This is a genomic window from Enterobacter sp. 186315 (genome assembly GCF_053290175.1).
In genome coordinates this window covers 118,915-141,314 of the sequence record NZ_JBPTTK010000002.1, presented here as the reverse complement: position 1 = coordinate 141,314, position 22,400 = coordinate 118,915, and the positions used below count along the sequence as shown (strand labels likewise).

Here is a 22,400-nt window from a genome sequence, read left to right as displayed (position 1 = left end):
GGAATTTGCGAGGGGGATTCAGGAAATAATGTTATGTGAGGTAAGCTCATGTTTTTGTTGATTGTGGGTTGATTGGTCTGGGTTTTGCGAGCATCATCGCAATTATTTACCTTCTCCCGTAACACGATGGCTTCCAACAAAACTCTCGAACAGGCAATTGCCGACATCACCATCTGGCGTAAAGGTGAACAACGTGCGCCGCATAAGCCTTTATTGCTTCTGTACGTGCTGGCGAACTATCAGCAGGGACATGCGCGATTGTTTGATTACGGTACGGAAGTACGCGATCAGCTACACAGCCTGCTGGAACGCTTTGGACCACAGCGTGCACAGTACCGTCCTGATATGCCGTTCTGGCGTTTACAAGGTGATGGCTTTTGGGAACTACAAAACGCAGAGCGCTGTTCCACATCAGGTACCAGCAAACAACCTCCTGCGGGGGAGCTGGTTGAACATCATGTTGCAGGTGGTTTTGACGAGCAGCATTACACTCGTTTGATAAACAGTAAGAACCTCATTAACTCTATAGCTCAGCAAATCCTCGAAGCACACTTTACCGAAAGCATTCAGGAAGAACTTGCCGACGAGTTGGGATTCAACCTCCTGCAAATTCGCAAACAGCGCGATCCCTTATTTCGACAGCAGGTATTGCGAGCCTATAACTATCAGTGCGCCGTTTGCGGTTTCAATATGCGACATGATAATACCTCTGTCGCACTTGAAGCCGCTCATATCAAATGGAAGCAATTTGGAGGGCCATGTGAGATCGCGAATGGCTTAGCTCTCTGTGCAATCCATCATAAAGCCTTTGATAAAGGCTCTCTTGGAGTGGATGAAAACATGCGCGTTCAAATATCTTCCGCTGTAAATGGCAACAGCGTTGTATCCAGATTTTTTTGGGACTTCGCAGGAGCACAAATTCACCTCCCACTACAGAAAGAAAATTATCCGCAGGCTAATTATATAGAGTGGCATATACGCGAAATTTTCAGAAAGTAATCTATTCATTTTAATGGTGATAAACATGGCATTCCCGAGTTATAAAGAGATTGAGATTCCCTTACTTTTAAATATTTATAACCGAGGGGGAGAAGTTAGTTCTTCCTCATGTTATGAACCGTTGGGGAGGGAGTTCCGCCTTACCGATGAAGAAATGAGCATATTGCTTCCTGATGATAGCAACCGTCCCCAATGGAACAACATGGTCCAATGGGCGCGAAAAAAGCTTGTTGATTACAAGTATCTTCATAATGCCAAAGAATCAGGCCTTGGCATCTGGAAACTCACTCATGAGGGCATCAAAAAAGCAGAATCGCTTTCTTCCAAGTTAGATATCGATTATCCAGATGATGTCCCGGAAACCTTTTATGAAGGGGCCGTAAAACAGATCAAAGTTAACAAGTACGAACGGAGCAAAACAGCAAGAGACAAATGTATAGACCACTACGGCTGCCATTGCACCGTGTGCAATATGGACTTTGAGAAAACATATGGTGAAACCGGCAAGGACTATATCCACGTCCACCATATCACCCCTCTCTCTGAGATTGGAGAGCGCTACAAACTCGATCCTGTAAATGATCTTCGCCCTGTCTGTCCCAATTGCCATGCAATGATCCACAGGCAAAAACCCTCACTTACTATTGAGGAATTGAAGGTCTTGATGAGCAAAGCACAAAAAGAAAATGAATCGCCACAGAGCAAGTTAACTCAGTAATTCATCACTTTGGTCAGCTCAACTTCACCCGTAGCGGCGTTAAAGTACAGATAGAAAATGTCCCCGTTTACCTGATCGGGTTTTGACCAGATTTCCTTTTCGCAGAGGCGACGCTTTTCCTTCGTGTATCCCAGCGTTTCGAGATACGTACGCAATGGTGCAGTACCGGTATCTCCTTGCTATTTGAAGGGGCATAACCATCACCGGGATGCGCCTCGAAATAGTAATCGTTCGTGATACGCGGGGCGTTTTCAATATCCTTGTCAGTCAACGTGTGGTAGTGGAAAAAGTCATTTTCATTGTAAACCGTCGTTTCATCCGAACCCGATGCCACGAGCCAGACAAACAGCCATCCAAGGATAAAGATTGTGGCTACCGAGAGCGCACACCACTTCAGGATTTTTAAAAGCATTGTCATAGCTTAGCCCCCATGAATGAGAACGATGTCCCATCGTTTGTAATGACCTTCACCGCTCCGGATGCAAGATCATCCCACGGCCTGAGCCATGTCATAAAATGCGGAAGATTGACCGTGTACGGCTGATGCCGTACGCACTGCTCCTCAGGAGCAGGAAAGAGAATCGGGCGAAAGCCATGGTTTTTATGGGAACCGATAGCGCCGTAGTAATCCCAGCGGTGAACGGCTGATTCATAACTCACGGGCTTGAGACGGTAGCCGTACCGGCCAGGAATAATTGCGCGATAGAACCCGAACAGGTCAGGCATCAAATCCTCACCGCTAAAGCCGCTGTCCGTATACCAGGAAAATGAACGCAGGCTTTGCAGACCTTAGAATCTGGATGCGGTGTTCATCATCATCGCCAGCATGATTCTGTTAATCTCTTCGGTGCTCCGGCCACGCTTAATTTCCCAGTGAGAGAACTTCCCGACGCCGAGCCGCGATTTGAATTTTAAGACGCCCATATCTTGCCGATACATGACGGAATAAGTTGGCTCACCGCTACGCTCTCCCTCAACGAATTGACGTTTGAGCGTTACCACATCATTGCCACGGGCATGTCCCATATCAAGCCAGCCCAACGCCTCGGTGTAGACGATCCCTATGTCGAGAACGTCAAAGAGTGCCCCATCCTTTATCTCACTTCTGGTGCTCATGCTTACATCCCCATATGCAGTCTAACTGGCTATGTTATAGACGATTTTTTGGCAGTCCACATGATGATCATTTGTCAATGATGGCGAATATTATGTGTTATACCCATTTTCGCTAACGTCTTACTTGGTTAATTTACAACCGAGTCGTTCACTAACTTTGTGATATCTATGGGTTAACAACGTTGAACATCGGCGTGGTGTTGTTCATAATCCCTTCAAAAGGCTTGGGGATGGCCATAACCTCAGGGCGGTAGCGTGGCCAAAGTTTATATCCATACCAATCACTTTTATCTAAAATATGAGTTTATCCGAGTTATTACTGAGTATAAAGAAGGTATCAAATTGATAGTTATAGATTTTTTTTGTGGCTGTGGCGGAGCCAGTGAAGGGCTGCGTCAGGCTGGTTTTGATATCGTGCTTGGAATAGATAATGACTCACAAGCATCAGAAACCTTTAAAGCTAACTTCCCTGATGCAAAATTCATCCAAGAAGATATTAGAAAAATTGAACCAGAAGATATCTCCGAGATCATTAATATTCAAGCTAAACGGCCTTTATTATTAAGTGCATGTGCACCGTGCCAACCATTTTCGCAACAAAATAAAAATAAAACCAGCGATGATTCAAGAAGAAATCTACTTGATGAAACCCATCGTTTTATCAGAGAACTACTTCCTGAATATATTATGCTTGAAAATGTACCAGGAATGCAAAAAATTGACGAGAAAAAAGAAGGCCCATTCCAAGAATTTATCAAAGTAATTAAGGAGTTGCAGTATAATTATATATCCTTTATAGCTAACGCCGAGAATTACGGTATACCCCAAAGAAGGAAGAGGCTTGTACTTCTGGCTAGTAGAGTAGGCAAAGTAACCCCACCAGATATAACTCATGGTAAAAATAAAATCCCATACAAAACTGTACGTGATTATATCTATAACTTCACAAAATTATCTTCAGGGGAAATCGATCCCCAAGATTCTTTGCACAGAGCAGGAACACTTACCTCTCTAAATTTAAAAAGAATTATGCACACTCCAGAAGGTGGAGATAGAAGAAACTGGCCCGAAGAGTTAGTTAATAAATGCCATAAAAACTATGATGGGCATACCGATACTTATGGAAGAATGAGCTGGGATAAGCCTGCACCTACACTGACGACAAAATGCAATAGTTACTCAAATGGACGATTCGGGCACCCAGATCCAACACAACATAGAGCAATAAGCATAAGAGAAGCATCAAGACTGCAAACATTCCCTTTGAGTTATGTATTTAAAGGTTCTTTGAACTCTATGGCAAAGCAGATTGGAAACGCTGTACCATGCGAACTGGCCAGAATATTTGGACAACATCTCATAGAAAATTGTACTAATAAGGATTAATAGACATGGCTAAGATAAGAACAAAAGCCCGAGCTTTGGATATGCTTGGCAGACAGCAAATTGCAGGTATACCGACTGCGTTAAGCGAATTATTCAAAAATGCTCACGATGCTTATGCTGATAATGTTGAAGTGGATTTTTTCAGGAAAGAAAATCTTCTTATCTTGAGAGATGATGGTTTAGGAATGACAGCTGATGAATTTGAAGAGAGATGGTTGACCATTGGAACGTCCAGCAAATTAATAGACGATGATGCCATAAATAAACCGGCAATAGATAGTAATAAAGCCTTCCGTCCTATAATGGGTGAGAAAGGAATAGGTCGTTTATCTATAGCAGCAATCGGCCCGCAGGTGCTGGTTCTTACCAGAGCTAAAAGAGACAATGAGCTTATGCCGCTAGTTGCTGCATTTGTTAACTGGAGCCTATTTGCTATACCATCACTTGATCTTGATGATATAGATATACCAATTAGAATTATAAAGAATGGTGAACTTGTAAGTAAAATATTCTTGAGGAGATGATTGAACAAGCCAAAAACAATTTAGAATCCTTAACACAAAAAATATCAAAATCGAAAGTATCGCAAATAAACACACAGTTATCACTTTTCGAATTCGATCCTGCCTTATGGGAAAAAAAATTAGGTGGATTAAAACTTTCAGGAGATGGTCATGGAACTCATTTTATAATAAACCCTACCGAAGAAATTTTAATAGACGATATATCTTCAAGCGATAGTAACAAAACAACAGAACAATCTTCCCGCTTAGAGAAAGCTTTATTAGGCTTCACAAACACAATGTATAATGATTCAAACCCTCCTATTATAGCCCGCTTCAGGGACTATCTGGAAGATGGAGAGTGCATTGACAGAATTAGCGAGTCAATTTTTTTTACACCACAAGAATTCAATATTGCTGATCACCATATAGAAGGCTGGTTTAATGAATTTGGTCAATTTAGCGGTAATGTTTCTGTTTATGGTGAAAAACCAATTCATCATGCTGTGACTTGGAGAAATAATAATCAATTAACCCAATGCGGTCCCTTTAAAATTAAACTGGCATATATACATGGCCGACTCCGTGATTCACGACTCCCAATGGAACTCTGGGCTCCACTGAAGGAGAAAACTGATAGATACGGTGGTTTATATATTTATCGAGATGGATTAAGAATTCTACCTTATGGAGACTCGGACACCGACTTTCTAAAAATAGAAAAACGAAGAACATTATCTGCTTCTGAATATTTCTTCTCTTATCGACGTTTATTTGGGGCAATTGAATTAACAAAAGAAAACAATGCTTCATTAGTCGAAAAAGCTGGGCGAGAAGGGTTCATTGAAAATAAGCCTTATAAACAATTCAAAGAAATGCTTGAGAATTTCTTTATCGAGATAGCAAGAGATTTCTTTAAAGATGACGGTGATATGTCTGAATTATTTATTGAGACAAAACAACGTAGAAATGAAGAGCATGATCTGTTATCAAAGAGATCTAAGCAGACTAAAGCTAAAAAGGACAGATTAAAAAAAGAACTGTTTGAATTTTTTGATAAGCTAGATAAGGATTACTGGAATACTGAAATAAATAAACTTATTAATTATAATGAAGAATATTTCTCTAGCACTGAAATAACTGATACCAACATTGATTATATATATAGCAAAATTAAAGAACAAAATGACAACGTTATTAATAACCTTCGTAAAACCATAGATATAAGGAAACCATCTGGCGTTGGCTTAACAAAAGAATTATCTAATCTATGGGATAGATATCAAATAGAAAGACAAAAAATTTTAGTTTCGTTAAATGAATTAAAAGATAATGTTGATCGTAAACTTATTGAATTAGATAATAAAAATAACGACTTCCTCAATTTACGAAAAAGGCTTGAGGATTCATTGATCTTACAACAAAACTACTACGATAAAGAGCTCTCAAAATTATATACTGATGCAAAGAATGCTTTGAAAGAAGTACAATCCAAAGCCAATAAACTCATTTCAGATAATAAGAAAAAACACAAGGGCGAGTTAAAAAATATTTCTTACGAATTCCAGTCGACAAATTTAAATGGAAAGGACACGGAATATATATTAGATATAAAAAGAAATCTTGAAAGCAAGATTGAGAACACATCAAATGAAGTCATTAATGAAATAAAAAGATTAACTGACCAGATTGCTATAATAAGTGATAGTACCATTCCTGAGAATGTAACATCAGCTCAAGTGACAGAAGCAATCGAAACCGAGCTTGAACATTTACGAGATCAACAAGCAAATAATGCAGAGCTAATATTATTAGGCATGGCTCTTTCCGTTGTTCACCATGAGTTTAATGGTAATATAAGAGCAATTCGAAGTGCCCTAAGAGAATTGAAAGCATGGGCAGACAGAAATCCAAAAATCGATATTATATATCAGAAAATCAGAACTAGTTTCGATCATTTAGATGGTTATTTAAAAACCTTTACACCATTAACAAGACGTTTAAGTCGTTCTAAAACAAACATAACTGGGAGCGCTCTTTTAGAGTTTATCAGAGATGTATTTGATGATCGTCTTGAGAAAGAAAATATTGAACTCTTTACTACCTCAAAGTTTGTTAATCAAGAAGTTGTAGCTTATACATCAACTATTTATCCTGTCTTCATAAATTTAATTGACAATGCAATATATTGGCTTACTAAAACGACAGGTGAAAAAAGACTCATACTTGATGCGACTGACACCGGATATATCATTGGTGATACCGGCCCTGGGGTTTCAACTAGAGATCGCGATGTAATCTTCGATATGGGATTCACACGAAAAACAGGAGGCCGTGGAATGGGATTATTTATTTCTAAAGAATGTTTATCCCGAGATGGGTTTAATATAATACTAGATGATTATCGACCTGAACAAGGTGCCTTCTTTATTATTGAACCATCAGAAGAAATAAATTAATAATGGATATTAACAAATGACAAGCTCAACTGACTTTCATAAAATTTCAGAAGACTGCGTTCGCCGTTTTTTACATTCTGTAGTCGCTGTTGATGACAATATGTCTTTTGGTGCAGGTAGCGATACTTTCCCAACAGAAGAAGATATTGATTCTTTAATTGACCCCGACGATGTGACTACCCAAGTAATAACCCCATTAGCTTTTCAAGGTTTGGAATCTACTAAATCAAAAGCAAAAATTAAAAACCATCCTTTTGATTACCAAGCTCTATCAGAAGCATTTGCGAAAGATGGAATTGCATGCTGCGGATTATTAGCTAAAAGCTTTAATGTCGAAGAAAAAGATATCATCACAGCATCCTCCCGTAAAGCTGATATAACAATACTTGATTGGGATATGCAAAGCGATAGCGGACAATTTGCTATTGAGATAATAAAATCAATTATTGCTGCAGATATAATCTCTGGAGGACGATTACGTCTTCTTTCAATCTATACCGGTGAGAATGTTGCAGCGGTTATGACAAAACTAAATAATGAATTAAAAAAGTCATATACTACAAAAATAAAAAATGAAAATAGTCTATTCATTGAAGATAATTACGCACTTGAAAAATGGTGTATAGTTATTATTAGTAAAGATATTTATGAAAAAGACCTTCCGAATGTTTTAATAAAAAAATTCGTCAATCTTACAGCTGGACTGTTATCAAATGCTGCCCTTTCCTGTATTTCACAAATAAGAGAGAACACCCACGGAATATTAACAAAATATAATAATACACTTGATACAGCGTATGTTTCCCACATTTTGAACTTAATGACATCCAAAGACTCAAGGCCATATGCATATGAAAATGCACATGATTATGCAGTAGATTTAATTTCCGAAGAAATACGTTCAACGTTACAAATAAGTGAGAATTTAAAAAAATCGCTGAGTAAGGATTCCTTATCGCACTGGCCAATTTTTCATTATACAACGAATGACTCCAAGAATTTTACATTAACAGGGAAAACTAAAAAAGAATTATCCGTAGAACATCTAAGCAACATACTTTCTGCAGATTCTTTAGGTGAAATTGAAGGTGCTATAGGACGAGCTTCGTTAGGAAAAAAAGATTATTTAAGCCAGGATGGGGAACAAGACACAAAAATAATGCAATTATGTTCGCTTGAAATTACTCGAAGAAACTTAAGATATCACTCCAATATAGATAATGTATCGTTAAAACAAGGCACATTACTTTTAGATGCATATAACTTTGTTTACTTATGCATACAACCATTATGTGATAGCGTCAGACTACATGAAAGAGCCGATTTTCTTTTCCTTAAAGGAACATTAGATAATAATGACTACAACTTATTGATTGAGGATGAAAATGGTAATTTCTATAAAATAAAAATGTCTGCAAAAGCCGCAAATATTATCTCGCTAAATTTTGGCGTTGAGAACGAAAAAGGCGTTGTCATGGGCAAAAAAAACAACTTAGTTAATACTGATTACATCTCGTTCATTCCACTATCTATTGAAAAAACATGCACTCCCAAAGTATTAAAATGGATAGGGGAAATAAAAACAACTTATGCACAAAAAATAATAACAGATATTGTTAGCAATCTTTCAAGGATAGGTTTAGACCAACACGAGTGGTTACGAGTAAAATCAAAAGACATATAGGGAAATATCCTTAGCGCTCGGTGTTTTTCTGCCTTAGTTATTTGAAAAACACCGTCGCAATTTATTTATTGCATGACTGAAAACTTACAATTTATTCAAATAATAGACAGGCAATATATTGCACTATATCTTCACCATATTAATTTACTAACCTAGGCAATAGTAGCACTTTATCTTATTAGGTGAGGAACCCACACGATGGAATATTTATCGACGAATATAACATAAATATTCCTTGCAAGTTTCTGCCCATGTACTTAGCAACAAACTCGCTATTACTAATGACTCGTTCTTAAGTTGACGCAAGAATTATGGTGACATGGAATCCGCTTAAGTGAAGCATCCAAAGTTACCTAGAGACACTAACGCCCAACTCAAAAAGCTGCTTGCCGATGTTACGCTGAACAGGGAATGAGTTATGGGGCGATTTGTATTGGCATAGCACTAAATTCCACAAATCTAAAAGGTTCATTTTTTTGACATAGGTTCAGGCAGGTCTCTGGGAATGGAACTAGCTAGTGTTGGATATCACAAACCCTCATGGCTCAGCAGTGCTGGCTTCACTATCGGGGTAACAATATCAGGCGCACCAGCGGAACGGTCCTTTCCATGCTGCAGTAATCGGAAATAAATCTTTTGCCGCAAGATGACATAGACTGTATCGACGTCGTCTTTTTCTTCCTCAAAAAATTTACCGACTATCGCTTCGTCAAGACGACCCGCCGCTATCTCATGTCAGAGAGTGAAATTTTTGGCGTCTTTGCATTCAAAACTGCCTTTTACTGACTCAGCATCTGCAAGCGAGTTGCGCCAGTATGAGGCAAACCCTAAAGCATTTTCATCCATTACCAATTCTCTGACTCAATGAAACCCATTGATTTCGTATTTAAAATCACCGCATGGATAACTATTGTCCATGTTGTAAGGCTGGCTACAATCTTTTGTTCAGGCTTCGATACAAATACTCAGGTTATACAGAGTTTAGAAAATAACCATATCATGCTGCATGGCACATAAAAGCTTTATAACTGAACCTGTAGAGGATTACCAGTTGCGCAGCACGCTCCAGAAACCCGTGAGCCCGACTGGACAACGTTCAGTGCAATATTGGAACCTGTCACCTCTGTCGAACATTGTTCTGTATGTAGGCTCTCCAGCTATTGCTTTGTACGATGTTTGCGAATAAAAGCATTCAAAATGTCGCCTTCACCATGCATGACAGAAAAAAAATATTCACACTCTTTCTTTATCAAGAATCCACATAATTCCTTGTGCAAATCAACATTAACTCCCTTTCCTTTCTGTGCTTTCTTCACACCGAGCTCACATGAACTGATTAATTCAACGTTACAAGGTTCCTTCAAACAATTCACACCATCAATTCAGTCTTGGAGAATGCATCTATTTGCTGTCGTATCACTGTAGAAAAAAGTCAGATATTTTATTTTCTTTTCGCACTTCAGCACAACTTCAGCCGAACCTTCACGTGTTACTGCATCACAGCTTCCAGTTGAATATATTTTTACCATCTTCATTTTGTACCTTACCCATTACTAAACGAATCACAACATCCTATATCAAAGGCATTTTCGTCAAAACTTAGCTATCTCAGTAAATTCTCCCGATGCCACTCCAGATAACGATATGATTCAACAGGAAACGCCTTTATTTTCTCCAACATCAAAAGCTGATCTTTAACACTAATATCCAGTTCATCACTAATTAATAAATGTCCATCATTCTCAAAAGAAATCCATCCCTGATCGAAAAGAATATCAATATTTACGGCCAGTATAATTCCATTAAACGGATCAAGACGTTCACTCCCACTCTCGCAGGCAGCCCACGGTTTTATATGGCTGGCACGGAGTAACGGCGTAAACGTCGTTCCCGTAACAGGACATGCCGGATATAACATGAGACAATTTTTCCGAAAGGCACCCTGCCCCAGCCGTGCCGCAATCAACTGCTCTCGTACAGTATCTTCAATACTTTTATCCTGCTGAATAGCCAGACAATCACGTTGTGCCAGCTCATCTCCTTCAGAAGATATTAACGAAAGAACACGCTGCTCAATCGCACTGTCTGAAAGCCGGCTCAATCGCTGATGCACACGCTGCGCTGAATGAGAAAACACAGTAGGAGCGCCCTGCTCGTCAAGCCAGCCAACACGCACATCACTAAGCCAGGAATCAAAACGGTCACGACTATTTTTCAGACTATTGCGAAACTCACTGGCGGTTTTGCCCGCCCCGAAACGGGGATAAAACAAGGCATAAGCCTCTTTCCATTTCTGAACTCCCAATCCCACGGGGGGTAGAAATTTACCATACTTCGACAAATACCACGCCACTTCAAGCAAATCGTCTTCCGAGCTATTCAATGTTACGTCCTGTTTTTTCAGCGTAAATAATCACTAGATTATGTCTGAAAAGATCGTTAACTAAACTGATCAGATTAGTTATTTTCGAAAAACTTCTCACACCGATTTTCACAATCAACAAGAAGTACGCACAACCGCTAACGAAAAGGAACGATCCTCTGCAATTCACCTGAATCAAGAGACCATGACAGCCAAATAGCCTAGATGTCAATCGATGAAAATGACCAACGCGGAAAGACAACCGATCAAATATAGTTATTGCAGAAAAATAAATTATCTATGAATTACAGACGGATATGGACGAATTTGGACACAAAAAAAGCCACCCTTAGGTAGCTAATTATTGCATCACTTGGTGCCGAAGGCCGGACTCGAACCGGCACGGGTTTAGGCGGCTTAGCTTGCTTCAACAATCATCGTTAACTCGTTGAACTAACTAGACTAAAGCTCATAACCCCGGCACATTTCACAGACTGTTTAGCCATGAAAAAGCCCCGACAACATAACCGGGGTTTGTATGAGTTTCAAGAGAGATCGTTATCTAGTTTTAGATCCCTGCGGGAATTACCTCGTGCGGATAGCTATTCCCAGCTACATGCGCCACCTGTTCCAAGGGAAGCGCTACTTTATGAAAAGCACAGGGACACGAGACATACGTCAAGCGCGTTTGTTTCGGGATGCTATTGCTCTGGAATGGACTCGCTTACGGAATCTACTAAAGCCACAAGGAGGCTCATCCGTCGATCAAATCATTGATGAACTACGGCGTGTCAGTGTTTACGCCAAGGAAGCCCCCGCATCATTTGGTGCATCGGTTCAGGCTTGTCCTTCCCTACTTAAAATGCGCGATCTGTATCTTCTCCAATACAGCGAGAAGAGAAAGCTGACCACGCTATCCAAGACCAACAAAGCCGTAGAGGTGCTGTTAACCCACCTGAAAAAGAAAGATATTCAGTTGCGTGATATCAACCGAACCATAGTTACAGGCTGGTTAGATAAGCTCAAAACTGAGCGAGCGCCCCAAACTATCCAAAACTATATAAGCGCACTGGCGCAGATATGGGATTTGGCACGCAATCGCTATCACGATGCGCCACAGGATAATCCTTGGCGTGGTCATGCACTCGAAGCAAAAAGCAGCAAGGTCAGCTATGAAGTCTTCGCACCCGGCGAGCTGGCAGAGGTCTACGCATTGCTTGATGATGAGATGAAGGCGGTGACGGCTATTGGCGCATACAGCGGCATGCGACTTAACGAGATATGTTCACTAAGTGAAAGCAGCATTAAAACTATCGAGGGCGTTTTGTGCTTTGAGGTAACGGAGGGCAAAACCAAGAGCGCAGCGCGAATCGTTCCAGTACACAGCAAGCTAATCCCTCTCGTAAGATCATTGCTTAAAACCACGCATAACGGCTTTCTCTTCTATCACGCGTCAACTACAGACCGAGCAGATGGGAAGCGATCATCGTGGCATACTCAGCAATTTTCGCGTGCTAAGCGTAAAGCTCTTGGTGAGCCTGCCGCAGAGAGAAAAGTGTTTCATTCACTCCGACATGCGTTTGTGCAACAGCTCGACCGTGCTCAAGTGCCAGAGGACAGAATTGCGCTACTGGTAGGCCATGAGCGAGGGAATACTGAGAGCTTCAAGACTTACTCAAAAAACGCAGCAGCTCCCCAGGAGCTTAAACGCTACATAGAAATGCTTGAAAGCGAGGATATAAAAATCAGTTAAAAACGGTGGGGGAGCTTTTAGGTTGGGGTAGAATGCTAAGCGACAACGCGAAGAGGAAGTCCCATGCAAAATTCCCCAGTAATCCAGCTAAGACAGATGATACACGCCGACTCTTATGGTATGTCTTCGATATTAATGCAATCTATTATTATTGCTAGGAAAATCGGGGACAAAGGGTTCGGTGATTGGCTCGAATACGAGTACAGGGGATACCCATCTAAAGCTCTCACACCAGTTTATAGGCTTTTTGATCTTCCCCATTACGCCCAGCTACACGATGGCAGTTGGCAGCCAATGAACCTAGATCGAACTTTTTTAAAAGATATACTTGAGCACGATAACTTTAACCTTTTTAAGATGTGCGCGGTTCAGAACCCTATGGCTGATATTGAACGAATGGCCTCTTCTGACGAACCAATAACAGCTTTCTTATCTGAAAAGCAAAAGCAGTTCTTTTCTAATCTCTTTGGAAATTTTAAAAACTATGCTCAATTCCCTCATCGTTCACATATGGTGAAGATCATTTTAGATGTAAAAATGATGATACTTAATTGGGCCTTAGAATTAGAAGAAAAAGGAGTGCTTTGCGAAAACTTATCAATTACTCAACAGCAAAGGGAGATCATGACCGTGACTGTGAACAATAACACTAATAATTTCCACGCACCTGTCAATAACGCTGGAACGATAGTTGCGGGTAGTACAGGAAATATTGAGCAAGCAAATAAAATAACAGCGGGGGACTTCAACTCTCTCAAAGAACAGCTCAAACAATGGGGTGCAACTGACGAAGATATTGGGGCATTACACCAAGCGATACAGGAATCGACGCCCCCCACCAGTTCAGACGCGCTTGGAGGAAAGATTGGTAAATGGGTCGGTGACATGATCGGTAAAGCATATGCTGGTACATTAAACATTGCTGCCTCCGCTGCTCCCGCGCTACTGACTAACGCCATTTGCCATTACTACAACATTCCTGTTTGAGTAGCTACGTTACTGTTTCGGCGGGGTTTATTACCCCGCAGTTATGGATATAACACGCCAATACCAGTGTATTGCTTGCGATAGCTGCCAATCATAGTCCTTAGATTCGTAGCGCTAACACCACACGTCCGCCCAACGTAGCGGCCTCCCTCAGCAGCGTTAGCAGAACGATGCACCACAGCACGCACGCGCCCGGTTCGGTGGCAGTGATCTAGCACGGCAGACGTGAGGCGCAGCGGCTTACCTGTCACCGCACAGCGTCGGTATTGATAATTCCACAGAAAGACACGGACAGCGGCCACATCAGCGCGGCGCAGCTCCAACCGCCCGGAACCATTCAACAGGAAGCGATACACATCTTCGAATGCAGCAGCGTTTGTAATCCGTTCCGCCAGCGGCATATTGCCGAGGTGTTCCAGATAGCTCCGCATCGCTTTTCTTAGTAGTTGGTCTGTCCGTGTAACCATGATTCAAAGTCTCCATTGTCAGAGGCAGCCCGCTTGCAGGCTTCATATTCTTCGCGCTGGCGTTGGCATACCAGAGCATAAAGCTCATCAGCCACCGCATTTACGCGCCCATCACTGATACCGTTGCGACGCATCTGCCCCAGCAGCTTACGAAATTCAGCTTCCAGCTCAGGCTCTCCGGTATCCATTACCCACTGTTTCAGGTCAGCGAGTGCGCCATTCATTGGCGGCGGCTCGATGTACCGCCACCTTAATTTAATCGTGGTTATCATCTTCTTTATTCTCTCTGTAAGCCGGGTGCATTGCCCGGTATTGCTCAATGGTCAAACCCTCGCTGGCCGCTGTAAGCCGTTCCTTTTGCTTACCCGCCAATCGCAAGGCGCTGTCTCTCCAGCAGAGCAGAAAGAAGATGGTCAGCACCTGTTTACTCAAGCCATCCAGAAGATCGCCAAGCCCTTGCTCCAGCATACAGGCACGCCATGCAGCGGCGTGCTCAGTCATAGCACCGACTATCGGGACAGGTGCGCCGAGCATCGTCGCAAGCTGGCTCATAACACTATTAGCATCGCCCGGATGCAGTCGGGGAATAGTCATGCGGCCAGCCTGCGCCAACAGTTCAGCGTACCGCTGGCGGCGTGGGTCATCATCTGCCAGCGCTCTAATCGGCTTTTCATCAGCCATATATGGAACCTCCGAGGATTAGGCAGCCTGCAACAAATCGGCTGGCGTTGAGGGATGGTATCTGGCTTTAGCTTTTAGATAGGCAGCACGCGCCGCCGCTTCGGTAGTAAATAAGCCAAGGTGACGGAGTACACCATCAACGCGTATGTAAGCCTCCCATTTGCTACAGCCCTTATTCCAGCTATATCCCCTTGTCTTGCGTCGGTTCTGGTCGTTTTCCCGCTGCGTAACCAAACGCAGATTGCATAGGCGGTTGTCGTCACGGATACCGTTGATGTGATCGATCTGCTTACCGTGAGGAATAGCGCCATGCGCAAGAATCCACGCCACGCGATGGGCTTTTAGCTGGTACTGCTTGCCATCAAGTCGCAGGGCAACTTGACGATAGCCATCAGCTCGCCGGGTGGAGTCAGCATAGGAGCCAGCCTTAACCCGGCGTCGGTTAGCTTTATGGCACAAGCGACCTGTAACCGGGTCATACAGGAAAAGGGATCGCAACAGCTCAGGGCCGTAAGCATCATTAACCATGACTCAGCCCTCCAGTTATGCAGCTTGTCGGAAATTGATAACGCAGTCAGGACGACGCAGCCCAACGTTGAACAGGCGATATGAGTCCATCACCATCGTCATTTCGCGTTCATCATCCCACTGGCGATTGATGACGCTCTGCGCTTCGACCGTCAACAGTACCGAGGAAGGTTTAAACAGCGTCGCCCTCGTCAGCGCTTCCTCTGCGGTAACGTCATAATCAGCGCCCAGTTCATGCCCGGTAATGGTTTCCTGCGGGTAACTGTTCAGCTCAATAACTCGCACCCCAGCGACATAGCCAACACGACGCCATGCGTAATCGTTGCCACTATCCCGGCTGTAACGGACGTTCATCAGCTTCTTATGTTCCATCAGGATACTGAACCAAGCCGGGTCGATAAGCAGTACCAGCTCCGCCACCGGAATATCTTTCTCAGTCAGGAATCGATTAACAGCAGCTTTGATAGCGTGAACCAGTTCGTTAGCTGCATCCTCTTCGCTCCCCGTGGTCAGGTCGAGCGAGACAACATTATCCGTCAGCGGGTTAAACGTTGGTTGCAACGTCGGCGGCGGTACAAAGTCAGTCGCTTTGATTAGCTGGATGGTGTGCGCTTCGTCGTAGAATTTAGCGTGAGCAGTACCGATATTGCGGCTCAGCTCTGAGCGAAAGGTGGGTGCTGTCCAGTCATCCTGATAGTCAATCGGGATGCGGATATAGCTCAGCGTATCCACAGAGATAATCAGCTTATCCGACTTAACAGCGGTAGGCTCCAGCGATTGCCCTGCGGTTCTGCCCTTCACCTCCAGATCACCACTCAGGCGATCAATGCGGTATTGGTTGCTGGCTTTCAGCGGCCTGTATGTAGACAGCCCCTCGGCCAGAAATACGGATTTGGACTCTAAACGGGTCTGGACATCCCGGTCATAAGCCTCGATGTGAATATCATTGTCGGATTCCACCCCGCCATAATGTGGGCGAAACAGATCGGGACTGTACGAAGTATCAGCCATAAACAAAACTCCTACGTAGGTTGATGAAGACCGCACCATCGTCATGGCGCAGACGTGCGGAATCCTCCCGCCGAGGCAGGATTCTGAACGGTATCGATTAAAGGGATGAGGTGCCCCGAAATGGGCGTTGTGAGGCCAGAGCTGGCGCGGTTCTCAGGGGTTAGTGCGCGTGAAGTAAGGCGAACGTACTACCTTGCATTAGTGCGCACTCATACGCGCCATGTTCAACACCTTCCGCACAGAGGTTTCAGACACGCCAACCTTGCTTGCAATGTAACGATTCTTTTGGCCTTTTGCAGAGCGATCGATAATGTCAGCGCGTATCGCCTCAGTGATCACCTTGCGGGGTCTGGCTCGGTTCTTCTCGTGCCGTTTACGTTCGCGCATCCGCTCGGCCATCTTCGGCGGCAGCACGGGGGAAAGCCCACGGCTAACGCCAGATGTGCGGGTGCCGGATGTGGCAGACCGGGCAACGATATAAACCGCTTCGTCTGGATTGAAAACGTGCTGCACACGCTCAGGGTAAATGTGGCCGCATCTACCCAGCGGCAAGGCGAAAACTGGGCGCACGTCAGCGACACGCTCCACGGCATGGAAATTATAGGTGCTCATTACGAACCTCGGTTAATTAAAAATAGGCTTTCAGATGCCGCGCAGAATGCGGCTTGCGGGGACTCATGCGCATAGATTGGTGTGGTAGTACCGGGTCGGTGCGCACTCGGTCTTGCAGGGCACATTCCACCGTTGGGCGTTAGCGACCAGCACGTTTGCCAGCGGAGCGCTGCGCAACCAGAGCGCGGTATTGTTCATCGTACTGGCGATGGCCGGGGCCATAACCTGATTGCTGCGCCCACTGCGAAAGCTGGTCATACGCTGCTATAAACTCAGCATGAGACATTCCGACAGGTTGCGCGGTAGACTGGCCGTATGAGTTCCCCTGTGATGGGACATAACCAGTCGCAGTGCCTGCGGCCATCCTCTCTTGCAGGTACTGAACAGCCCGCTGCATCAGCGCAGGGTCGCCAGACATAACCATACGTTCAAGGGTGGATTGCGTCCCAGCGTCGAGTGTGCCAGCGTACTGCAACATGGCGTCAACTGTCCCCTGCCCTAGCTGGCTTTCGACAGACTGGTGAAACTGCCCCATCAGCCCATGAAGTTCAGGAGTCAACTCAACAGTAGTGCCATCCTGTAATTGCAGCGTGTCGCCCACTTGCGCAGCAACATCAATCTGCTGGTCTTGCTGGTTGGCAAAGTTACTTTCGTTCCAGCTTTGATTAATGTTCGCTGGCTGCGTTTTCAGGAAATCAGCATCAGGTGTTGTCTGGTCGAATCGGCTAGCGCCGTTGTCAGCGCCTACAGGTGCGGCCATGTACGGCGATTGCTGCGGCGCAGTATCAGCGCCCGAAAGGTACGGATTAACATTCTGGTCAGCCATGATTATGCAACCTCTTGTGATGTAACTCGGCGATGTGCCAGTTCAAGTAAAAGCATGTGCGCGTGTACGCATCGGGCAGGAATCATTTTCTGTCCGTGGTACGCTTTGCCGAGATCTTGTCTGTCGATCTGGTACACATGAGCCAAATCGATTTGACGAAGATTCAAGGCTTCGGCAATGAATTTCAGTTGTTGCCCGCAATCAGCCGCGCGGCGTGGCTCCATTAAAACGATAGTTTTGCTCATGGTAATTCCTCGTTAAAGTAATCCACGTTTACGAAGCCAACGACGCTCACCAACGGAGCCGCGCGGGCGTTGTTTCGGATTGTGGTTAAGTGTTTGGCCGGGGTCAGTTCGCCCTTCCCCGGACAGGTTCTTTGTCAGTACATCCCAGCCGCGTGATTCAAACGGAGCGTACCCTTCACGCTGTTCGTCAAGGTTCACGTAGAGATCAGGGTTAACGGCGGGGTGCAGCGATTCGTTCTCTGCCATCATTCAGCCTCGCTGAATTTGGAGTTAACAGACTCCAGAGTATCCGGGTACGACCAACGATTTCTCAGACAGAGTTGCACATGCGCGACGACTTCAACAGGGACGCCCAGCTTCCCGGCGATCTCCGCAGCAGGCCAACCGAAGCGCTCTAACTTGTGGATTTCATCTAAATCAGTAGGCACCAACTTGCGCACTACTTTCGCTTTCTCCGGCTTTGCTTTGACGGCTTTCGGCACTGGGTGCGTGTGGACGTTGCTAAAGCGGGAATGGGCGATAGCCAGCACAGTCTCAGGGCGAATCAGCATATCGCGGGCAATCATAAACTCTGTATCGCGGTGCAGCTTGCCGGGCTTATAGCGGCTGCGGATGGCGTTGTACTCCGCCAGAGTGATATCAGCATCGTCTTTCCAATTTTCGGCCAAGTCATCGACATAGACGCCACGGATTACAGCATCAATATCGGTCAGGGTATGACCTGTCTCCGCTGCAATCTCTTCATTGTTCTTTAGGTGCTTATGAGCCAGCGCGTTAATGCGCTGGATATCGGTAATACTCAAAGTCATAAATTAAACTCCGAATCAAATTTAATCTGGTCAGTAACCAGCGTGTGGATCAGCGCAAGGCTTGATGCGGTATGTGTGCCCGACTTGCGGGCGTTGTCGTACATGGTGCGTGCGGCGCTCTGATAATTCGGCGGCAGGGTGGCAAACCATGCTCTAAACTCTGCGGGTGTCATTGCTCGTCATCCTCAAATACACGGTTAAATGACGTGTCCGGCGCTTCTACGGCATTGGCCTTAAGGAAGTTGACTGCACTGGATAACTCCGCTGCGGCCATGCGCGACTCACCAGCCTTGTCTTCCTCAAGGCGGCGAATCAGCGCCCCAAGAAGCAAGCCTTTCATTCGCCACGTTTCATTTTCAAATTCAGATTTCGTCATTGGTGGTTGTCTCCAGTTAGTCCCATTGCACGCAGGTGTTGAATGACCTCGGCATGTACTGGCTTTGGTAAAAACAGGCGACGCTGCACGGATTGAAATATCTCGTCGCGCGTCTTGTCGGCAGGGTGAACAGTCCCATTAAAGACCTCACGAGCCATGCGATAGGTCGGCCAAAGACGAGCGCCATCCTCCCGGCGTCGGAATCTATTCAGCACAGCGGCCAGACATTCCCAAGGCTCACAGTTATTGAGCAGGCAATACCGCTGTAGAGGCGTACTTGCTTGACGTAACAAAGCCTCACGGTTAAGGGTCTGGCGGTGGCGCTCAGCCAATCCATCAAAGGAATAGCCGTTCAGGGCGAAGGCAAGTTGTGCGGTGACGAGCGCATCCGCACGCGCAGCACGACGCTGCGCATGTTCGGTAACAGGCATATGGATTAACTCCAGAGAATGAGGGGGAGCCTTTCGACTCAGAGGTATTTAGCGATGTACTGCCAGTTGCAGTTTTCAGGGCGGTAGAAATAAGCAAGCTCATCAGGCACACCAGACGGCACCGGGGCAGAATCGGCGTCATAAGTGATTGGATCGCCGTACAGCGCCAACGATGACCAGAGCAGAAACGCGCGGGCTGGCTCGCCATCGCGACCAGCACGCCCGACCATCTGAACGAGGTCGGCCAAGTCTTCGGGTACATAAGTGACGATTACGTTACGCACGTCAGGGATATCAGCACCGAGGCCAAAGGCTTTGGTCGCCACCAGAACAGCGCCGGGCGTAGTGGCAAACCACTCAGCGTTAGCGTGACGCTGGTCACGGCTCAGACGGCGGGTGTCGGAATGATAAGGCCGGGCGCGGCTTCCCAGCTCGTCGAGGTACGCGTAAAGCATCTTGATACTGTCCACCATAACCAGCGTCTTTTCATCCACCGGGAGGGCATCGACCAGACCAACAGCAGCCCGGCGCTGAATTGCACATTGCCGGACAGGAATCAACTGGATATTCTCTCTTGAAACGTCAGCCCGAAAGGTGAGGAGCCCGCCACGACAACCCAACTCTTTCATCAGGTCAGCCTCATCCCCTTTTGGCAGGGTCGCGGTGAATGCACACCGCTGCGCATCAGGAAAGGCATTTTGCAGGGTGTGCTTCATCGCGGGGAAAGCGGCGCGGAACTCCCAGTCGTCCACGGTGTGAACTTCGTCGATGATAAATCTGGCCACACCAACGGCCATCAGCGCAGCCAGTACCTGACTACCCGGCACCAGATGCTCCGGCGAAACGACAGCGACGCGGAAAGCGCCAGCAGCCACCCCCGCAAGTTGCTGCGCATTACGCCGCTTCGGTAGCTTATCGCCAAAAGCCACCGCGTGAACGCCAGCCTCCCTTAACTGCTGTAACACCTGCTGCTTGATGGTGTTCGTCGGCACAACAATAACGGTCAGACCGTCACCCGCGTCAGACTCGAATTGCAGGGCATAGGTGAACGCAGCCGTCTTGCCGTACCCAGTTGGCAGCACGGCCAACATATCGCGGTCACGGGCAAACACAGCGGCGGCTACGTCCTGCTGGCCGGGTCGCCAGTCGCCACCATCTGGCGGCGGCAATGGCACAAACGCCGGGCGGTTGCATTGCTCCAGCTCGCGGAACCTGTACGGTGCTGTAACCAGCGGCGGGATGGATGGCGGCAGGCCAGCGCCCCCAACGTCACAATGCAGATTCAGCGTATTGAAATTATCATCCGTGGGTTTCAGCTCACCGCACCACAACTGACGGAAAGCCGGGCTGTCACCCATTCGCGTAAAGTCAGCATGGCGCATCGCTTCCAGCTGACTCATGCCCCGGTTGATTCTTTTCAGGGTGGCGTCATCGCAAATCAGAAACTCACGACAGGCTTTGAGAAAGGCGTTTTGCCCTGTGGTCGCTTCCGGGATGGCGTGCTCGCGCGGTTTCAATGCGGCATCGTCAACGCGAACGCCGGGAAAATCTGGCGGCAGTGGTTCAACATAACGAACGGGCTTCTTATTAAGCCATTGCTCAATCTCAGCGCGACGGCAGTGGATTGCGTCGCCCGGCTGGATGACTTGCCGCAACCCCGTGTCAGAGCGCTGCTTTTGCTTCTTCGGTTGAACACCGTGCAGCGTTCGCCACTCCCGCAAGGTCATCGCGGAGCCATCTGCATTGTAATAAAACTCTTCGGTCTTTGTGTTGTATGCCGCCTTAACGGGTTTACGCTTTACGGGGCATATCTTGGAACGTCGAATAACAATCCCGTCAGCGATCATTTGCTGTACATCTGCATCCGCAGTATTGAGCGGGTCAGCGTCGGCAGCCTGCGCAAGCAGGCGGCGTAGATTCGTTGGCATGGTGAAATCTCCAGAAATTAAGGTGAGTTTAGAATGGGGCGTAGGATGGAAACGCCGAGAGTGTGGCAGTCTGTCCTTCTTAGTAGTTACCATCATTGCAATGGCGTCGGGGTTCTGTTTCTCTACTGTAGATGCTTTCTTCCGGCGATCTGGACTAAACGCAGGAGCGGCGGGCATTGCCGAGGGTCAGGCCGTAGGCAGGCTTTCGGCCACAGCTTGTGACGGTCGTATCCCGTTTCAGTGGTAGCCTTTCCCCAATTTAGTAGCTTTCATTGTCAGCGGCGCTATCCGTGGTGGGTAGCCCCAATATACTGACCCTCATCAGCAAACCGAGCTACAACCCACAGTGGCAGGGGGTTAAGCTGAGAATGCGATGTAGGCTACTCAAGTGTGGATTTGTAGGCGTTTTATGGTATCTGTCCTTCTTATTAGACACCTTTAAATTTCATTAATAAATACAGTTAGTTAAACGGTTATCTTTATTACTTATAAATTTCACAGATCAATAAATTAAAATTG

At 45.7% G+C, this 22,400-nt stretch carries 23 protein-coding genes and 2 pseudogenes; 8 read left to right on the top strand and 17 right to left on the bottom strand.

What is annotated here, in order from left to right; genetic code table 11:
- Nucleotides 1-126: 126 nt before the first annotated feature.
- The gene (locus ACSVHP_RS03035) at nucleotides 127-999 is read left to right on the top strand and encodes a phosphorothioated DNA-binding restriction endonuclease (RefSeq protein WP_447550927.1); all 873 of its coding nucleotides are present in this window, start codon (nucleotides 127-129) and stop codon (nucleotides 997-999) included.
- Nucleotides 1,000-1,024: 25 nt separating this feature from the next.
- The gene (locus ACSVHP_RS03030; protein ID WP_447550926.1) at nucleotides 1,025-1,717 is read left to right on the top strand and encodes a winged helix-turn-helix domain-containing protein; all 693 of its coding nucleotides are present in this window, start codon (nucleotides 1,025-1,027) and stop codon (nucleotides 1,715-1,717) included.
- A 67-nt stretch (nucleotides 1,718-1,784) separates the two neighbouring features.
- Here ACSVHP_RS03030 and ACSVHP_RS03025 read toward each other — a convergent pair whose 3' ends face one another.
- Both ACSVHP_RS03025 and ACSVHP_RS03020 read right to left on the bottom strand, forming a co-directional pair.
- The gene (locus ACSVHP_RS03025) at nucleotides 1,785-2,135 is read right to left on the bottom strand and encodes a hypothetical protein (protein ID WP_447550925.1); all 351 of its coding nucleotides are present in this window, start codon (nucleotides 2,133-2,135) and stop codon (nucleotides 1,785-1,787) included.
- Nucleotides 2,132-2,833, bottom strand: a pseudogene (locus ACSVHP_RS03020) (hypothetical protein). The gene ACSVHP_RS03025 and the pseudogene ACSVHP_RS03020 overlap by 4 nt, the downstream one beginning before the upstream one ends.
- 342 nt (nucleotides 2,834-3,175) lie before the next feature.
- Here ACSVHP_RS03020 and ACSVHP_RS03015 point away from each other — a divergent pair.
- Genes ACSVHP_RS03015 through ACSVHP_RS03000 form a run of 4 tightly spaced genes read left to right on the top strand, consistent with a single transcriptional unit; the run spans nucleotide 3,176 to nucleotide 8,865 of the window.
- The gene (locus ACSVHP_RS03015) at nucleotides 3,176-4,219 is read left to right on the top strand and encodes a DNA cytosine methyltransferase (RefSeq protein ID WP_447551067.1); all 1,044 of its coding nucleotides are present in this window, start codon (nucleotides 3,176-3,178) and stop codon (nucleotides 4,217-4,219) included.
- A gap of 5 nt (nucleotides 4,220-4,224) precedes the next feature.
- A complete protein-coding gene (locus tag ACSVHP_RS03010; RefSeq protein WP_447550924.1) occupies nucleotides 4,225-4,743 on the top strand; it encodes an ATP-binding protein in 519 nt (172 codons plus the stop codon).
- The gene (locus ACSVHP_RS03005; RefSeq protein WP_447550923.1) at nucleotides 4,740-7,181 is read left to right on the top strand and encodes an ATP-binding protein; all 2,442 of its coding nucleotides are present in this window, start codon (nucleotides 4,740-4,742) and stop codon (nucleotides 7,179-7,181) included. The genes ACSVHP_RS03010 and ACSVHP_RS03005 overlap by 4 nt, the downstream gene beginning before the upstream one ends.
- Nucleotides 7,182-7,197: 16 nt before the next feature.
- The gene (locus tag ACSVHP_RS03000) at nucleotides 7,198-8,865 is read left to right on the top strand and encodes a response regulator receiver domain (RefSeq protein WP_447550922.1); all 1,668 of its coding nucleotides are present in this window, start codon (nucleotides 7,198-7,200) and stop codon (nucleotides 8,863-8,865) included.
- A gap of 531 nt (nucleotides 8,866-9,396) precedes the next feature.
- Here ACSVHP_RS03000 and ACSVHP_RS02995 read toward each other — a convergent pair.
- Both ACSVHP_RS02995 and ACSVHP_RS02990 read right to left on the bottom strand, forming a co-directional pair.
- Nucleotides 9,397-9,711: pseudogene (locus tag ACSVHP_RS02995) on the bottom strand (hypothetical protein); the annotation flags it as partial.
- A 757-nt stretch (nucleotides 9,712-10,468) separates the two neighbouring features.
- Nucleotides 10,469-11,248 carry an HNH endonuclease gene (locus ACSVHP_RS02990; protein WP_447550920.1) on the bottom strand — a complete coding sequence of 260 codons (780 nt, stop codon included), beginning with the start codon at nucleotides 11,246-11,248 and terminating at the stop codon, nucleotides 10,469-10,471.
- A 517-nt stretch (nucleotides 11,249-11,765) separates the two neighbouring features.
- Here ACSVHP_RS02990 and ACSVHP_RS02985 point away from each other — a divergent pair.
- Together ACSVHP_RS02985 and ACSVHP_RS02980 are read left to right on the top strand one after the other, a co-directional pair.
- Nucleotides 11,766-12,980, top strand: coding sequence for a site-specific integrase (locus ACSVHP_RS02985; protein ID WP_137272342.1), 1,215 nt, complete (start codon nucleotides 11,766-11,768; stop codon nucleotides 12,978-12,980).
- Nucleotides 12,981-13,043: 63 nt separating this feature from the next.
- Entirely contained in the window at nucleotides 13,044-13,967 is a 924-nt protein-coding gene (locus ACSVHP_RS02980; RefSeq protein WP_137272344.1) for an AbiTii domain-containing protein, read from the top strand.
- A gap of 41 nt (nucleotides 13,968-14,008) precedes the next feature.
- On the opposite strand, the gene ACSVHP_RS02975 is transcribed toward ACSVHP_RS02980, so the two are convergent.
- The 13 genes from ACSVHP_RS02975 to ACSVHP_RS02915 all read right to left on the bottom strand — a co-directional run bounded on the left by ACSVHP_RS02975 (nucleotide 14,009) and on the right by ACSVHP_RS02915 (nucleotide 21,881).
- The gene (locus tag ACSVHP_RS02975; protein ID WP_137272346.1) at nucleotides 14,009-14,434 is read right to left on the bottom strand and encodes an endonuclease domain-containing protein; all 426 of its coding nucleotides are present in this window, start codon (nucleotides 14,432-14,434) and stop codon (nucleotides 14,009-14,011) included.
- Nucleotides 14,407-14,706 carry a hypothetical protein gene (locus tag ACSVHP_RS02970; protein WP_137272348.1) on the bottom strand — a complete coding sequence of 100 codons (300 nt, stop codon included), beginning with the start codon at nucleotides 14,704-14,706 and terminating at the stop codon, nucleotides 14,407-14,409. Before ACSVHP_RS02970 ends, ACSVHP_RS02975 begins: the two co-directional genes overlap by 28 nt.
- Nucleotides 14,690-15,115, bottom strand: a complete 426-nt coding sequence (locus tag ACSVHP_RS02965; protein WP_065101986.1) for a hypothetical protein — start codon at nucleotides 15,113-15,115, stop codon at nucleotides 14,690-14,692. Before ACSVHP_RS02965 ends, ACSVHP_RS02970 begins: the two co-directional genes overlap by 17 nt.
- An 18-nt stretch (nucleotides 15,116-15,133) precedes the next feature.
- Nucleotides 15,134-15,643, bottom strand: a complete 510-nt coding sequence (locus ACSVHP_RS02960; protein ID WP_137272350.1) for an HNH endonuclease signature motif containing protein — start codon at nucleotides 15,641-15,643, stop codon at nucleotides 15,134-15,136.
- 15 nt (nucleotides 15,644-15,658) lie between these two features.
- Nucleotides 15,659-16,654 (bottom strand): capsid protein, encoded by a 996-nt coding sequence (locus tag ACSVHP_RS02955; protein WP_137272352.1) that lies wholly within the window; start codon nucleotides 16,652-16,654, stop codon nucleotides 15,659-15,661.
- 198 nt (nucleotides 16,655-16,852) lie between these two features.
- Nucleotides 16,853-17,266 (bottom strand): hypothetical protein, encoded by a 414-nt coding sequence (locus tag ACSVHP_RS02950; protein ID WP_137272354.1) that lies wholly within the window; start codon nucleotides 17,264-17,266, stop codon nucleotides 16,853-16,855.
- Nucleotides 17,267-17,405: 139 nt separating this feature from the next.
- Nucleotides 17,406-18,092, bottom strand: coding sequence for a hypothetical protein (locus ACSVHP_RS02945; RefSeq protein ID WP_219373530.1), 687 nt, complete (start codon nucleotides 18,090-18,092; stop codon nucleotides 17,406-17,408).
- A gap of 2 nt (nucleotides 18,093-18,094) precedes the next feature.
- Nucleotides 18,095-18,337, bottom strand: coding sequence for a hypothetical protein (locus ACSVHP_RS02940; RefSeq protein ID WP_001676741.1), 243 nt, complete (start codon nucleotides 18,335-18,337; stop codon nucleotides 18,095-18,097).
- A 245-nt stretch (nucleotides 18,338-18,582) separates the two neighbouring features.
- The gene (locus ACSVHP_RS02935; protein WP_137272358.1) at nucleotides 18,583-19,146 is read right to left on the bottom strand and encodes a hypothetical protein; all 564 of its coding nucleotides are present in this window, start codon (nucleotides 19,144-19,146) and stop codon (nucleotides 18,583-18,585) included.
- Entirely contained in the window at nucleotides 19,143-19,319 is a 177-nt protein-coding gene (locus ACSVHP_RS02930) for a hypothetical protein (RefSeq protein WP_164472300.1), read from the bottom strand. The genes ACSVHP_RS02935 and ACSVHP_RS02930 overlap by 4 nt, the downstream gene beginning before the upstream one ends.
- Nucleotides 19,316-19,522: a hypothetical protein gene (locus ACSVHP_RS02925; RefSeq protein ID WP_015387042.1), complete on the bottom strand. Its 207-nt coding sequence runs from the start codon at nucleotides 19,520-19,522 to the stop codon at nucleotides 19,316-19,318. Before ACSVHP_RS02925 ends, ACSVHP_RS02930 begins: the two co-directional genes overlap by 4 nt.
- Nucleotides 19,519-19,953, bottom strand: a complete 435-nt coding sequence (locus tag ACSVHP_RS02920; protein ID WP_015387043.1) for a hypothetical protein — start codon at nucleotides 19,951-19,953, stop codon at nucleotides 19,519-19,521. Before ACSVHP_RS02920 ends, ACSVHP_RS02925 begins: the two co-directional genes overlap by 4 nt.
- Before the next feature lie 38 nt (nucleotides 19,954-19,991).
- Entirely contained in the window at nucleotides 19,992-21,881 is a 1,890-nt protein-coding gene (locus ACSVHP_RS02915) for a DEAD/DEAH box helicase (RefSeq protein WP_447550919.1), read from the bottom strand.
- Nucleotides 21,882-22,400 lie beyond the last annotated feature (519 nt).

Bases quoted from the DNA above. Each gene is read 5' to 3' on its own strand.
- ACSVHP_RS03035 (WP_447550927.1), top strand. From the start codon at position 127: ATGGCTTCCAACAAAACTCTCGAACAGGCAATTGCCGACATCACCATC.
- ACSVHP_RS03030 (WP_447550926.1), top strand. From the start codon at position 1,025: ATGGCATTCCCGAGTTATAAAGAGATTGAGATTCCCTTACTTTTAAAT.
- ACSVHP_RS03025 (WP_447550925.1), bottom strand. From the start codon at position 2,135: ATGACAATGCTTTTAAAAATCCTGAAGTGGTGTGCGCTCTCGGTAGCC.
- ACSVHP_RS03010 (WP_447550924.1), top strand. From the start codon at position 4,225: ATGGCTAAGATAAGAACAAAAGCCCGAGCTTTGGATATGCTTGGCAGA.
- ACSVHP_RS03005 (WP_447550923.1), top strand. From the start codon at position 4,740: ATGATTGAACAAGCCAAAAACAATTTAGAATCCTTAACACAAAAAATA.
- ACSVHP_RS03000 (WP_447550922.1), top strand. From the start codon at position 7,198: ATGACAAGCTCAACTGACTTTCATAAAATTTCAGAAGACTGCGTTCGC.
- ACSVHP_RS02985 (WP_137272342.1), top strand. From the start codon at position 11,766: ATGAGTTTCAAGAGAGATCGTTATCTAGTTTTAGATCCCTGCGGGAAT.
- ACSVHP_RS02980 (WP_137272344.1), top strand. From the start codon at position 13,044: ATGCAAAATTCCCCAGTAATCCAGCTAAGACAGATGATACACGCCGAC.
- ACSVHP_RS02975 (WP_137272346.1), bottom strand. From the start codon at position 14,434: ATGGTTACACGGACAGACCAACTACTAAGAAAAGCGATGCGGAGCTAT.
- ACSVHP_RS02970 (WP_137272348.1), bottom strand. From the start codon at position 14,706: ATGATAACCACGATTAAATTAAGGTGGCGGTACATCGAGCCGCCGCCA.
- ACSVHP_RS02965 (WP_065101986.1), bottom strand. From the start codon at position 15,115: ATGGCTGATGAAAAGCCGATTAGAGCGCTGGCAGATGATGACCCACGC.
- ACSVHP_RS02960 (WP_137272350.1), bottom strand. From the start codon at position 15,643: ATGGTTAATGATGCTTACGGCCCTGAGCTGTTGCGATCCCTTTTCCTG.
- ACSVHP_RS02955 (WP_137272352.1), bottom strand. From the start codon at position 16,654: ATGGCTGATACTTCGTACAGTCCCGATCTGTTTCGCCCACATTATGGC.
- ACSVHP_RS02950 (WP_137272354.1), bottom strand. From the start codon at position 17,266: ATGAGCACCTATAATTTCCATGCCGTGGAGCGTGTCGCTGACGTGCGC.
- ACSVHP_RS02945 (WP_219373530.1), bottom strand. From the start codon at position 18,092: ATGGCTGACCAGAATGTTAATCCGTACCTTTCGGGCGCTGATACTGCG.
- ACSVHP_RS02940 (WP_001676741.1), bottom strand. From the start codon at position 18,337: ATGAGCAAAACTATCGTTTTAATGGAGCCACGCCGCGCGGCTGATTGC.
- ACSVHP_RS02935 (WP_137272358.1), bottom strand. From the start codon at position 19,146: ATGACTTTGAGTATTACCGATATCCAGCGCATTAACGCGCTGGCTCAT.
- ACSVHP_RS02930 (WP_164472300.1), bottom strand. From the start codon at position 19,319: ATGACACCCGCAGAGTTTAGAGCATGGTTTGCCACCCTGCCGCCGAAT.
- ACSVHP_RS02925 (WP_015387042.1), bottom strand. From the start codon at position 19,522: ATGACGAAATCTGAATTTGAAAATGAAACGTGGCGAATGAAAGGCTTG.
- ACSVHP_RS02920 (WP_015387043.1), bottom strand. From the start codon at position 19,953: ATGCCTGTTACCGAACATGCGCAGCGTCGTGCTGCGCGTGCGGATGCG.
- ACSVHP_RS02915 (WP_447550919.1), bottom strand. From the start codon at position 21,881: ATGCCAACGAATCTACGCCGCCTGCTTGCGCAGGCTGCCGACGCTGAC.